Here is a 13,004-nt window from a genome sequence, read left to right on the forward strand (position 1 = left end):
CTTCTCTTTTTAAATGGTGCATTGTCTTCCATTTAAAAAAGAGAGGCTTCTTTTTTGTTATTTTAAATTAATCGTTTATCTGTTAGAAAATCCGATGTTTCCAACCATTCAATTTAGCGACAGCTTCAATATAATAGTAGTCTCCATAGATCAGCGATACATCGATAAAGGAAGTGCCGCTGCCCGTTCCATGCAATAAAATCGCTTCATGCTCTGGCTGCTCCCATGTCGCGTAATTTTCGGTCAGTGAGCGGAGAATTTGCTCCGCTGCATTAGTGTAGAGGCTTTTTTCGCCTACAGGTACGATCGCTGCAAGCTCTAACAAGCCTGAAGCGGCGATAGATGCCGCAGAGCTATCTTTGAACATCCGTTCGTCATCCGCTAGACGGAAATCCCAATAAGGAACTTGATCCTCAGGTAAAGCCGAGATGAAATAATGGGCAATCCGCTTAGCGGTGTTCAAGAACCGTTCATCTCCACTGTGGCGATAGGTATTGATGAAGCCGTACAGCCCCCAAGCCGTTCCACGGCTCCATGAGGATTCAGCTGAATAACCTTGACCGCCAAAATTCTCAATATATGCCCCGGTCTCCGCATCGAAAGATAGAATATGTTTGGTTGATCCATCCACGCGAATACCATATTGCATCGTCGTCTCTGCATGGCTAATAGCAATATGCTTATACCGTGGATCACCAGTTACTTTGCTGGCCCAGAACAGTAGAGAGATATTCAACATGCAGTCGATAATTACCCAGCCATATTTATCTTCATTCCATGCGCGGATGAATTTGCCTACAGGATTATAGCGGGCAGCGAGAAAATTCGCCGCTTCAATCCCCCTACGCAGGGCATCTTCGTCACTCGTAATCGTATGTTTGATTACAGCCGTCGGAAGGAATTGAAATCCTACATCGTGATGCATCTCAACCGTTGGTTTGATAAACCATTCCTCCAAGGTTCCGTCCCAATGCCAAGCGGCTTCCTTGTATAAGTCTTTTCCGGTCATATCATGCATGATCCAGAGGAGCCCAGGCCAGAAGCCTGTGGTCCACCAGTCTGAACCAATATCATCAAATTTTCCATCTTTCCCTGCAAAATGTGGGCATTTGTCACCAATCTGCTCTACCATCTGTTCTACTTTTGTGTCGAGTCTGCACATAAGCTCTTGCCAATAGGATGATGTCATAATTACTGCCTCCAGTGTGGTGGTTAAGATATTATGAGTATAGCTTTCCTAGCGGCTGAAAAGTTTTGTGTTGATACAATGAAATGTTTGAATATTGTCATGATGTAGGGTTGGAGGATGGTGAAAATGTTGGCGTTAATTATTCTTTCTATATTTTAATGGCGTTGTTCCGAGGACTTTTTTGAACAATTGATTGAAATAGGAGGCGTTCGGGAAACCGACAATGATTCCGATTTGCTCCACAGGCAGGTCTGTCGTTCCTAACAAGCGGCAGGCTTGTTTGATTCTCCGGGCTGTTAAATAATCCACGAGCCGTCCACCGGTCTCTTGATGAAAGATTCTAGAGATATAGGATTTGGACAAATGAATTTCCTCAGCCAGCTGATCCAGATTAACCTCCTCATGATAATGCTCTTCGATAAAGCTCATGATTTTTTCAGAATAGCGCAAGGTCCGCCGTTCTCCTGATTGGAATATCTGCTGATCTCCAGTCTTGATACTGCTCAATAATTGAAGGATTAACATCGAAATGTCTTCGGTATTTTCGCTTGGAATGCTTTTTTTATTGTGATCATATTGCTCCAGAGTCCACTCCACAATCTCAACACGATCTTCAAGATCAATGGCGCAATGTGTAATTTCCCCTCGCCAAAGTGTTGTGAATAAAGCTTTTCTTTTCGAAAAGCCCACTAGCAGGTTCTCCGCAACATGTGGATCAATATAGAAGATGGATCTTTCAAAAGGACAAGCGGGAGAGACCTCAGAATAGATCCGGTGCAGCTGATAGGGCTGGAAAAAGAATAACATCCCCCTGCGGATATCGTACATCTGCTGATTGACAACAACATTTCCCTGACCGCCATGCACGAACATGATTTCACAGCATTGATGCCAGTGATAATAACCTTTGTAATAGTCGTCTGTATATATTTTGTAATCCCAAACTAAGGTCTTATGGTCTTCAAAAACAACGGGTTCGAATAGCTGCTTCATAGGCCCTCCAAGATGACAAAATACAAACATTTTTTTAATTCCATTATAACTTTAAGGGTTATGAAAGCGATACAATAAAATGAATTGAGTAGGAGTCTTATCTAAGTTCAGGATTACTTTAATACCTTATGGCCACGTTAACAGGTCATGCATAAGCTCGAACGGAAACTTGATCCTAGGATTCTATCGGGAGACAGGTCGCCATGTTAGATTACATAAACAGAAGCCCAGAATCCAGAATTCAAAATCTTAAAGCTGAACTCGACTTAAAAACTGCAAAAGTGCAGTTTTTATCAGTTAATTAGGTGTTGGTTAAGGATATTGCTGCAAATATACAGGAATATGACTCTAAATTAACCTTGGTTATCTTAAAATTAGTGAAAAACTGTATTTATGCAGGAAAACTCCTCCGTGGATGAATAAAGGACTTAAAAGATGTAAAATTGCAGGATTTCTACAAGCGGTTCATCGCGTTGGGCTGGAGTTCATACTTTACAACATATTTGCCTTCTGGTCCGGTTACAGGTGAGAGCGCCCCTTTGGTGCAGAGGGAATGCAGCATTCGAACGGCTGATCGATGATTGATATTTAAATGAATCTCTACATCAATTGGGCGTAATGGGCGAGCAAGCGTATAGGCAAGTCGGATGATTTCCCGTTCCGCCACACTCTCCAGACTAACTGGAGAAGATTCTGACTGATATCGGCTAAGCAGCATTCGCAACAGTGTCATGCAAATCTCGGGACGACTAGCGACGTCGTCGTATGCAAATGAAATAACTTGAAATCCCATTGCAGATAAGAAGGTTTCTCTGTTCAATTCATTACAGTATTTATTTCTATCCATATCTCGAACATGTGGACCAAAACCTTTGATTTCGATGACTAGCTTCACATACCGAGTGATGTATGCAAAGTCACAGAAATAGGATTGACCCCGCCAATCGAGCACTTCGAATTCTGGATGTAGATCGTCAAAATTCAATCGAAGAGACCACCAAACGTTGCGGCAAAATAGCTTCTCCGCTTCCCGATGTCCACGTTCCAAGCGACCTTTGCGTTCCCCTGATCTTTTTTGTAAATGGTATTGAATTCATTCCCCCTTAATCAACAAAAGAACGTCCCGATCCATTCAAAAAGGAATGAATCGGGACGTTCTTCGTCTCGTACATTTAATTATAGTTAAGATTCTATTAGTTGACCAGACGAATAGGACTTTAAAAACTTCATAAATCAGTAGCTTGATTTCCGCATTTCCTTTGTTGATTACTAAGAAGGGGATTTGAGTGGCTTTAATATGAAAATGATGATGGAATGTACATCATTTAATTAATATGTGATACAATTAAATTGTGCGCAAATTAAATTAAGAGGAGTTAATCAAATGATCATAACAGGTAAGATCATGGTCGGTCTCGTTGCGTTAATACATATTTATATTGTCTATTTGGAAATGTTCGCTTGGTCAAAGCCCAAAGGGCTTCGAGTTTTTGGAATGACGCAGGAAGTTGCGGATGCTTCTAAAACTCTAGCAGCGAATCAAGGGTTGTATAATGGATTTTTAGCTGCTGGTTTAATTTGGGGACTGGTTCAACCGAATGTGAATTTCGGCCACCAAGTTGTAATCTTTTTCCTCTGCACTGTTATAGTGGCGGCGATTTATGGTGCACTGACGGTGAAAAAATCTATTTTGTTTATGCAAGGCCTTCCAGCTTTCATCGCTTTAATACTAGTAGTTTCGACTTATTTTCCTGTGACTTAAGCAGAAGCGGCAACTAACTGTTTGCGAGCAATACCCTTAAAAAAAAGTTAATCCAAATTAAAAAAAAGGGCTGTTTCCCGGCAGGTAATTACCTGTCAGGGAAACAGCCCTTTTTATGTCTTACGTCTTCAGGAGGGGAAGAGCTACTTATTGAATAGAGGCAGCATAAATCGCTTCGACAGATTTGGAGAGGAGCGCGTTAAACTCTTCGTCTGACTGCCCGGCACTTAGTCCTTGCGATAAAGCACGTGAGAAGCTGGCGATTAATCCTTGATTATGGGCGAGCTTATCGTTGGCCTCAGCTTGAGTGTAACCGCCGGACAAAGCGACAATTCTTAAAACGTGAGGATCGTCCATTAACTCGCGGTAGAAGTTATTCTCCGTGGGTATGGAGAGCTTAAGCATGACCTTTACGTCTTGGCCCAGCTTAGACAATTGAGCTGAAAGTTCTTCTTTTAACAGCTTTTCCGACGCTGTTTTATCAGCAGAATGGATATCAACCTCAGGCTCGATAATCGGAACCAGTCCCGCTTCTAAAATCTGCTTGCCGACTTCAAACTGCTGTTCAACCACTTTTTTGATGCCGGAAGGATTGGCCTCTTTAATTACCGAACGCATTTTTGTCCCGAAAATATTCCGTTCGTTGGCCCGCTGCAGAAGATCACTTAAGCCGGGAATGGGCTTCATGAGCTGTACCCCGTCTTCTGGCTCGGCGAGTCCTTTATCAATTTTCAGGAATGGCACAATGCCTTTTTCCTCCCACAGATAATCAGCAGTATATTTCCCGTCAATGAGACGGTCCATTGTGTTTTCGAATAAGATTGCACCCAGTATATAATTCGAATCAAATGCAGGGCTCTTGATAATACGTGTTCTCATCTCGTGAACCAACTCATACATTTGATCTTCATTGGAATAACTGTCCTCTGTAACGCCATATTGCAGCAGCGCTTTTGGTGTACTTCCACCACTTTGGTCCAAGGCAGCTATAAAACCCTGTCCCGTCCGAATTCGATCCCATTGTTTCATATTCATGAAAAAAACTCCTTCCTTTCGTAAACTGAATGGAAATTCATGCGTCTTTAATTATAACACTTAAAATACCGGCTTTAAACAAGAGGCGATGGGAAGCTAGTGCGGTAACCGTCCGATATGAGCGGGTCACAATCATAGAAAAGGACTGCTGAGTCCGATCCAGCCAAGGAGATCAGCAGGCGTTGACGAAACGGACTGTATTCCAGCTATTTGGTCAATTTGGCGTATTTTTGAGTAAAATCGGACTGTATAGTTCTTATTGCCATGTTTTTGCTCCAAAGTGGAGTAATTTTGAGTAAATAGTTGCACCTGAGTCCGATAGCATGGCTAAATGGCCTAAATGCCATCAAAGTTGTCAGCACTAAACCCTTCGAAGCATTCTCTGATAATCTTCCTCGAAGATGACCTTTTTTATGCTTAAAAATCTAAGTTGAGATTAAAAGCAAGATCGATTTGTAATATTTTATGGACGTAGTCCATTTCAAAATGATCAATTACTTGAAGTTAGTTTGAAGATACGAGCGAGCACGAGTAAAGGTGGCGACTGGAAATTTTATTCTTGTTACAAAGTGGCTGTTGTGATGATTTTCTAATCGGAGGGTGTGGATGGAATTTGGCTAAAGCCGTACTGGGATTGAGATTTTTCTTTAATCAACATGAATATCCGAGTAATTTAATGCGAATGATCCAATACTATTTTCTTTGTGACATTAATCATAATTACCAATTCATAGCTTTGTGAAAATAATAACTTTTCGTAAATGTCGAAATGAGGTTGACGTATGAAAATATCAGTCGTATGATTGATTCTACTGAGTATGTTAGTAATTAAAAGTAAGTATATAAATAATGTATAACAACAGGAGGAATGAAAGTGGAATCATCAACATTTGTGCTATTCGGCGCTACAGGAGATTTGGCAAAACGTAAAATCTATCCTGCACTATATAACCTCTTTTTAGATGGTCAAATTTCAGGTCCTCTTTCTGTGATTGGATTAGGAAGAAGAGAAGTTTCGAACGAAGCCTTCCGTAAGCAAGTACTGCAATCCTTACAGACTTTTTCTAGACAACCAGCCGTTGACTCACCGCAATTGCAGGTGTTCTTGGAGGCTTTTGAATATAGCGTACTAGACGTAGGGAATACCGAAGATTACTCCAAGCTGCTGGAGCATGTTAAACGTCGCGAGCAGTTGTTCAATATTCCGGAGAATCGGATGTTCTATTTGTCTGTGGGTCCTGAGTTCTTCAAGGAAATCGCAGCTAATATTCACTCAAGCGGTCTGGGTTCCACGAAAGGCTGGAAACGTCTGATTATTGAGAAGCCTTTTGGCACAGATTTGAAATCAGCAAGAGAGCTGAATGATAGCTTGAATGCCGTATTTACTGAAGAAGAAATCTTCCGGATTGACCACTTCCTAGGTAAACCGATGGTGCAGAATTTGGAAGTTCTGAAGTATTCTAATCCAGTGCTAAGAGCGCTGTGGAAAAATAGATATATCGCGAATGTTCAAATTACGGCGAGTGAGACTGTCGGCGTTGAAGAGCGGGCAGGCTATTATGATAAAGCTGGCGCACTTCGTGATATGTTCCAGAACCATATGCTGCAGTTGATGATGATGATGGCAATGCAGCTTCCCAAAGGCAGTACACCTGAAGAAATCCGTGGGAAGAAAATATACGTCATGGAGCATCTTATTCCAATTAGCGAAGATGAGGTTAATAAACATGTTGTCCGTGGACAATATACAGAAGGTGAAATCAAAGGGAACCCTGTTGCAGGTTATTTGAATGAGCCAGGCATTAACCAATCCTCGCAAAATGAGACGTTTATCGCAGCGCGTTTATTTATAGATGATCCGCTCTGGAATGATGTACCTTTCTATGTTCGTACAGGTAAGAGAATGAAGGAGAAATCCACACGTATTGTTATTGAGTTTAAAGAACCGTTTAATGATAGTAATAACTTGAACAAAGGAAATGATGTACCGAATTTACTGATTATCGAGATTGGACCGAATGAAGCCATAACGCTACAACTTAACACGAAAGATCAGCTGCAAAAAGGAAAGCTTGAGCCTGTCCGCGCTACTTATGAAGCGGGTACTTCAGATGTTCCGGAAGCCTACGAGAATCTAATCTTCGATGCACTTCGTGGAGATGCTACCTTCTTCGCTCACTGGAGAGAAGTAGAACTGTCTTGGCAGTGGGTTACACCTATTCAGGAAGCGATGGAAGAGGGGCTTATGCCACTTCACACTTATGCTTCAGGTTCATATGGTCCAGATGCGGCTATGGAGCTATTGGGTGAGGATCGCTGGTGGTTCGATGAGGCAGATCAGGAGACAGAAGTTCTCTCTGCTCAGGCAGAAGTTGCAGCAACAGAGGAATCTATACGGCCAGGGGCGTAAGCCCCTGTCTGTTTTTTTTACCAATTTTGGAGAAATTACATCATAAGAATCTATATATCGGAGGGGAATTACATGAAAGTAGGATTAGTTGGATTAGGAAAAATGGGCTTCAATTTGGGCCAGAATTTGCTGGATCATGGACATGAGGTTGTTGCATTTGATTTGAATGCACCTGCTGTAGAGGAAATGAAAGCTAAAGGTGCCAGTGGAGCAGTAACGCTCCCTGAGTTGGTACAACAATTGGAAACGCCTAGAATCATTTGGATTATGGTTCCACATCAGGTTGTGGACTCTGTCATTGCTGAGATCACACCTTTGTTATCAAAAGGAGATATCGTCATTGAAGCGGGGAATTCGCACTATAAGGAATCGATTCGCAGATATGAGCAATTGAAGGAACATGGAATCAGCTTCATGGACGCAGGTACGTCCGGTGGGATGGAAGGAGCGCGTAACGGCGCTTGTTACATGGTTGGTGGAGATCCTGAAGCTTGGGAGGTTGTGGAGCCCATCTTCCGTGATACGGCTGTGGAAAGCGGCTTTTTATATGCCGGCAAAGCTGGTAGTGGCCATTTTCTAAAAATGGTTCATAACGGTATCGAATACGGCATGATGGCTGCCATCGGTGAAGGCTTTGAGGTGCTGGAAAAGAGTGAGTTTGATTATAACTTTGAGGAAGTCGCCCGGGTGTGGAATCATGGTTCTGTCATCCGTTCTTGGCTGATGGAACTGGTTGAACGTGCGTTCTCGAAAGATGCTAAATTGGATGAGATCAAAGGGATTATGCACTCCTCCGGAGAAGGCAGATGGACGCTCGAAACCGCATTTGATCTGCAAGCTGCAACACCAGTGATCGCGATGGCGTTATTAATGCGCTACCGTTCACTTGAGACCGATACCTTCACGGGTAAAGTAGTGGCTGCACTTCGGAATGAATTTGGTGGACATGCCGTTGAAACGAAGTAATTAATGTTAATCATTAGCCCGAATTTCCTCGCAATTCATTCTGCGGTGAGATTTGGGCTTTTGTTTTGCAAAAATTAATAAATGGAGAGAATAGATCGAGTACGACTTTAACCTTTTTAACATATTTTAGAGTTAGATGGGGAAATTACGATAAGGGGGAATTGACATGCGAAGCGGAATTCGAGAAAGACTTCATTTTCTGTATAAATTTCTGCATGCGCCCCGACAATTAGGAAGCGTTACTCCCAGTTCGCGCTGGCTGGCAAAAACGATGGTCGACATCATTCCGTGGCAACAAATGCATAATATAGCTGAGCTGGGTGCTGGTACTGGAGCCATCACAAGATTTATTCCAAGCGGGGAAGAGACCGGGATGAATGTGCTCCTGTTTGAGAAGGATCCTGATTTTCGACATCAACTAAGACTTAAATTCCCTAACCGTATTTTTTTTAACGATTGCCTGCGGCTACGGCTTGCGCTTCATAATAGAAGGTTGGAGAAGTTAGATTGCATTGTGAGCAGTTTGTCTTTTAGGAATTTCTCAGCCTCAGATCGGATGCTTTACATTGAGCAAATCATATCTTCTTTAAAAGAGGGCGGCTGGTTCATCACTTTTGAATATTTTCCTCAAATGAAGAAGGAATTAATGCAGTATTTTGATATTGTGAGTGTTAAATGGGTGCTGTTAAATTTCCCGCCAGCGCTTGTTTATATTTGTAGGAAGAAGGCTTCTACACAAGTAAAGCAATCAGATCATATTCATTCTTCCATAGATGTAATATCAATTTCTCAGGTTTCTACGGAAAGATAAGGATGAAAAATACAACAAATGCCGTCACCCATAGCTTACTGGGCAACGGCATTTTTTAAATTAGGCTCAGTATGTTATTACCTCTGTTAATAGAGAACCTCAATATTGTCCTCGTTCAGACGTTTTAGCCAAGCTTCAGAAGGCTTACGGTCAGTAATCAAGAAATCAATATGGGCAAGCTCAACCAGCTTTGTAAAAGCAGTTTTATCGAATTTGGTATGATCCGCCAGGAGTATGACCTTATTGGCTTGTCGTAGCATGTACTTCTTAAGCTCACACTCCGGTTCGTTGGAATCTGTGATGCCTCGTTCCATATCCATTCCTTTGCAACTGATTACCGCTGTATCCACATTGTATCTTTGAATGGTGTCATGGGCTACCGGTCCAACCAGCGACAACGATCGGTAACGAAGTGAACCGCCAGTAGAGATGATATCCATCCCTGAATTCGAGAACTCATGCAAAATGTTAATAGAATTTGTGATGATGGTTAGATTGTTTTTGTTTCCCAGCAATTTTAGAAACTCAAAGGCTGTAGAGCTTGGATCTACCATTAATGTATCTCCATCATTGATTAAATCGAGCGCCTTCAAGGCGATTCCCCGTTTTATATCTGTATTCAAGGCATTACGTGTAACAAAAGGCAGATCCTCATTCGTATGGCGATTCAGCATAGCACCGCCATAGGTACGACTAAGGATGCCATCCTTCTCTAGCTTCTCCAAATCTCTGCGTATCGTTTCTTCAGTGACCTCAAACATTTTACTTAGATCGGAGACTAGAACGCGTTTATCTTGATGGACGAGATCTATTATTTTTTTGCGTCTTTCGGCTGCAAGCATAGGAATCACCTTTCCAAAGCTATATTTTACAATCATAGCGCTTAATATCTGTGTTTTGCAATAAAAACAACTTAAAAACATCTGTACTTTCCAATAATATTCACAAAACAGATATAAAACAAACAAAAACAACATAATTAATATTTAAAATGTTGACAACAAAGATTTAGGAGCATACGATGAAGAAGGAAATAATTCCCTTAGAGATTAATCGAGTTAGTGTGATGCAAGGCCGGCCCAGCTGCTATTCAGAGGCCAGCCTGAGGCGCAGCAGACGGAATACAACGATTATTGAACTCATTAGGAGGCTGGTCAAGCAATGAGCACGCATGTGTATTATGTTCCATCGATCAATATTATGGGCAAGGGATGCTTACAGGAGATTGGTCCTTACATTCAAGAACTTAATTTGAAGAAGGCACTTGTAGTTACAGACAAATTTCTTATGAAGAGCGGCATTGCCGGTAAATTGCTGGCGGTATTGGACGAAGCGGGGATTGAATATGCCATTTATGATGAAGTGAAGCCCAATCCGACCTGTAAAAATGTCCATGATGGCGTAGATTATCTCAAAGCGCAGAATTGTGATTCTCTGATTTCCATCGGCGGTGGGTCGCCACAGGATACTGCCAAAGCCATTGGTATCCTTGCCACAAATGGCGGTCACATCAAAGAATATGAGGGCGTACACAAGTCGAAACATAAATCGCTGCCGATCGTTGCTGTGAATACCACCGCAGGGACTTCAGCTGAAGTCACTATTAACTATGTAATCACAGACGAAGAACGCAAAGTGAAGATGGTAATGGTGGATAAGAACAGTATTGCTACAATCTCAGTTAACGATCCAGAGCTTATGGTTGATAAACCCGCTGCACTTACGGCAGCAACAGGAATGGACGCTTTGACGCATGCAATTGAGGCACTAGTAACGCCAGGGGCTTATCCGGTAACTGACGCTACGGCACTAGCCGCAGTGGAGATTATTTTCGCTAACTTGGCTCGTACCGTGAAGAATGGCCATGATATTGAGGCTCGTGAGCAAATGGTGTATGCGATTTTTCTAGGCGGACTTGCTTTCAATAATGCAGGGCTTGGTTATGTGCACGCGATGGCACATCAGCTTGGCGGTGTATATGATCTGCCACATGGCGTATGTAACGCAATGCTACTCCCATATGTGGAAGAACAGAATGCCAAATATGTGCCTGAGAAATTCAGGGCTATTGCTAAAGCGATGGGGTTAAACGTTGAGAGTCAAACTGATAAGGAATGCGCGGACTTCGTAATTGAGTCGATCAAGGCGTTGTCTAAAGAAGTAGGCATTCCATCTAAACTATCCGAGCTTGGAGTAGATGAGGTCGATCTTGATCTTTTAGCAGAGAACTCCATGAAGGACGCTTGTGCACCGGGTAACCCTTTTATTCCAACGAAGGAAGAAGTCATTGCACTATTCAAAAAAATACTATAACTCATCCCTTACTTTAGGAGATTCTTTATGAATAATCATATCGCCGTTGATATTGGTGCCTCTAGTGGGCGGTTAGTACGCGGAATACTGCAAGAGGGCGTCCTCACCTTAGAGGAGCTTCATCGGTTTAGCAATCGTTTTATAGAACAAGAGGATTCTTGTTTCTGGGACATAGATTATTTATTCGAGCAGATTATTATAGGGCTTCAGAAAGCCAAGAAGCAAGGCATTACAGCGTGTACGCTGGGTATAGATACATGGGCTGTAGATTATGTTCTTGTGGATGCAGAGGGAACCCGTATTCAAGAGGTTTACGCTTATCGTGATCGTAGAACTGATAAGGCTATGGATGAGGTAGCAAAGCATATTTCTCCTCAAACTATATATGAAAAGACTGGTATTCAACAGTTGTCATTTAATACGTTGTATCAGCTTTATGTTCACAGTGAAGAAGAAATAGCCCAAGCGGATCAAATCTTACTCGTGCCTGATTATCTGTATTACAGATTAACGGGTCGCAAGATCAATGAGGTTACTAACGCATCTTCAACTCAGCTATTGAATCTAGAGAGTCGAGATTTCGACGATGACCTGTTGGATTTTCTGAATATTAAAAGAGATCAATTCGCTACATTGACTGAACCTGGAGTAATTATTGGCCCCCTCGATGAAGCACTAATTCAGGAATATGATCTTCCGGATTGCCAACTGATCTGTGTAGCCACACATGATACAGCTTCTGCAGTGCTTGGTGCTCCTCTTCAAAGAGACTCCGCGTATATCAGCAGTGGAACATGGTCATTGCTCGGTGTTGAACGAACTCAGCCACTCAATTCTATGATGGCCATGAAGGCCAATTACACCAATGAATGGGGCGCATACGGAACCTATAGATTCCTCAAAAATGTTATGGGCCTTTGGCTCATCCAAGAGGTTCGCAGGCTAATGGACGATCGTTATAGCTTTGCGGAACTAGCAGAGCTTGCACATGGAGAAGAAGACTTCCGGAGCCTGATCTCCTGTAATGATCCAAGATTTCTCAATCCTTCAAATATGATAGAAGAGATTCGTAATGCCTGCGCAGAGAGCGGGCAGCCTGTTCCTGAGACGCCAGGTCAGTTGGCTCGCTGTATTTTTGACAGCTTGGCATTATCGTACCGTACTTACTTGGAAGAACTAGAAGAACTAATAGAAAGCCGAATCGAGGTTCTGCAGATTGTGGGTGGAGGTGCTAACAACAGTCTGTTATGCCAACTGACTGCTGATGTTATAGGCAGAGAAGTTAAGGCTGGCCCAACGGAATCCACAGCACTTGGTAATATAGTGGTGCAGATGATTAGCACGGGAAGCATAACTGATATTAATGAAGCAAGAGATATTATCGCTGAATCATTTGAGATAAAGTCGTATACACCGCGCCCGACCGCTCATCTTGAAGACATTCTAAATCGCTGGAAAGAGCTTCAGTTGTCCAAAATACAACATCAAATCTAATTAAACTTATGCTATATGATTTTAGGAGGAA

General features: G+C 42.3%; 11 protein-coding genes. 6 read left to right on the forward strand and 5 right to left on the reverse strand.

What is annotated here, in order from left to right; genetic code table 11:
* Window positions 1–82: 82 nt before the first annotated feature.
* The 3 genes from PAENI_RS25600 to PAENI_RS25610 form a co-directional block, all read right to left on the reverse strand.
* Window positions 83–1,189, reverse strand: coding sequence for a glycoside hydrolase family 88 protein (locus tag PAENI_RS25600; RefSeq protein ID WP_149647176.1), 1,107 nt, complete (start codon window positions 1,187–1,189; stop codon window positions 83–85).
* 135 nt (window positions 1,190–1,324) lie between these two features.
* The gene (locus tag PAENI_RS25605; RefSeq protein ID WP_188114688.1) at window positions 1,325–2,182 is read right to left on the reverse strand and encodes an AraC family transcriptional regulator; all 858 of its coding nucleotides are present in this window, start codon (window positions 2,180–2,182) and stop codon (window positions 1,325–1,327) included.
* Window positions 2,183–2,636: 454 nt separating this feature from the next.
* A complete protein-coding gene (locus tag PAENI_RS25610) occupies window positions 2,637–3,230 on the reverse strand; it encodes an endonuclease domain-containing protein (protein WP_262495737.1) in 594 nt (197 codons plus the stop codon).
* A 336-nt stretch (window positions 3,231–3,566) separates the two neighbouring features.
* Between PAENI_RS25610 and PAENI_RS25615 the strand changes: the two genes are divergently transcribed.
* Window positions 3,567–3,944, forward strand: a complete 378-nt coding sequence (locus PAENI_RS25615; protein ID WP_149647179.1) for a DUF1304 domain-containing protein — start codon at window positions 3,567–3,569, stop codon at window positions 3,942–3,944.
* Between the two features lie 147 nt (window positions 3,945–4,091).
* On the opposite strand, the gene PAENI_RS25620 is transcribed toward PAENI_RS25615, so the two are convergent.
* Window positions 4,092–4,979: a fructose bisphosphate aldolase gene (locus PAENI_RS25620; protein WP_149647180.1), complete on the reverse strand. Its 888-nt coding sequence runs from the start codon at window positions 4,977–4,979 to the stop codon at window positions 4,092–4,094.
* 874 nt (window positions 4,980–5,853) lie between these two features.
* On the opposite strand from PAENI_RS25620, the gene zwf reads away from it, so the two are divergent.
* From zwf to PAENI_RS25635, 3 genes are all read left to right on the forward strand, one after another.
* Window positions 5,854–7,389: a glucose-6-phosphate dehydrogenase gene (zwf, locus tag PAENI_RS25625; protein ID WP_149647181.1), complete on the forward strand. Its 1,536-nt coding sequence runs from the start codon at window positions 5,854–5,856 to the stop codon at window positions 7,387–7,389.
* Between the two features lie 72 nt (window positions 7,390–7,461).
* Window positions 7,462–8,355 (forward strand): phosphogluconate dehydrogenase (NAD(+)-dependent, decarboxylating), encoded by an 894-nt coding sequence (gene gnd / locus PAENI_RS25630; RefSeq protein WP_042188983.1) that lies wholly within the window; start codon window positions 7,462–7,464, stop codon window positions 8,353–8,355.
* Between the two features lie 166 nt (window positions 8,356–8,521).
* Entirely contained in the window at window positions 8,522–9,166 is a 645-nt protein-coding gene (locus tag PAENI_RS25635) for a class I SAM-dependent methyltransferase (protein WP_262495738.1), read from the forward strand.
* Window positions 9,167–9,252: 86 nt separating this feature from the next.
* Here PAENI_RS25635 and PAENI_RS25640 read toward each other — a convergent pair whose 3' ends face one another.
* Window positions 9,253–10,008, reverse strand: a complete 756-nt coding sequence (locus PAENI_RS25640) for a DeoR/GlpR family DNA-binding transcription regulator (RefSeq protein WP_076283464.1) — start codon at window positions 10,006–10,008, stop codon at window positions 9,253–9,255.
* Between the two features lie 319 nt (window positions 10,009–10,327).
* Here PAENI_RS25640 and PAENI_RS25645 point away from each other — a divergent pair, with 319 nt between their 5' ends.
* Window positions 10,328–11,479 (forward strand): iron-containing alcohol dehydrogenase, encoded by a 1,152-nt coding sequence (locus tag PAENI_RS25645; RefSeq protein ID WP_149647182.1) that lies wholly within the window; start codon window positions 10,328–10,330, stop codon window positions 11,477–11,479.
* 27 nt (window positions 11,480–11,506) lie between these two features.
* Window positions 11,507–12,973, forward strand: a complete 1,467-nt coding sequence (rhaB, locus tag PAENI_RS25650; RefSeq protein WP_149647183.1) for a rhamnulokinase — start codon at window positions 11,507–11,509, stop codon at window positions 12,971–12,973.
* The last annotated feature ends 31 nt before the right edge of the window (window positions 12,974–13,004 follow it).

It is taken from the genome of Paenibacillus sp. B2(2019) (genome assembly GCF_008370385.1).
Classification (GTDB): Bacteria; Bacillota; Bacilli; order Paenibacillales; family Paenibacillaceae; genus Paenibacillus_AQ.

Excerpts from the sequence above, each read along its gene's own strand:
- PAENI_RS25600 (WP_149647176.1), bottom strand. The coding sequence starts at position 1,189 with ATGACATCATCCTATTGGCAAGAGCTTATGTGCAGACTCGACACAAAA.
- PAENI_RS25605 (WP_188114688.1), bottom strand. The coding sequence starts at position 2,182 with ATGAAGCAGCTATTCGAACCCGTTGTTTTTGAAGACCATAAGACCTTA.
- PAENI_RS25615 (WP_149647179.1), top strand. The coding sequence starts at position 3,567 with ATGATCATAACAGGTAAGATCATGGTCGGTCTCGTTGCGTTAATACAT.
- PAENI_RS25620 (WP_149647180.1), bottom strand. The coding sequence starts at position 4,979 with ATGAATATGAAACAATGGGATCGAATTCGGACGGGACAGGGTTTTATA.
- gnd (WP_042188983.1), top strand. The coding sequence starts at position 7,462 with ATGAAAGTAGGATTAGTTGGATTAGGAAAAATGGGCTTCAATTTGGGC.
- PAENI_RS25635 (WP_262495738.1), top strand. The coding sequence starts at position 8,522 with ATGCGAAGCGGAATTCGAGAAAGACTTCATTTTCTGTATAAATTTCTG.
- PAENI_RS25640 (WP_076283464.1), bottom strand. The coding sequence starts at position 10,008 with ATGCTTGCAGCCGAAAGACGCAAAAAAATAATAGATCTCGTCCATCAA.
- PAENI_RS25645 (WP_149647182.1), top strand. The coding sequence starts at position 10,328 with ATGAGCACGCATGTGTATTATGTTCCATCGATCAATATTATGGGCAAG.
- rhaB (WP_149647183.1), top strand. The coding sequence starts at position 11,507 with ATGAATAATCATATCGCCGTTGATATTGGTGCCTCTAGTGGGCGGTTA.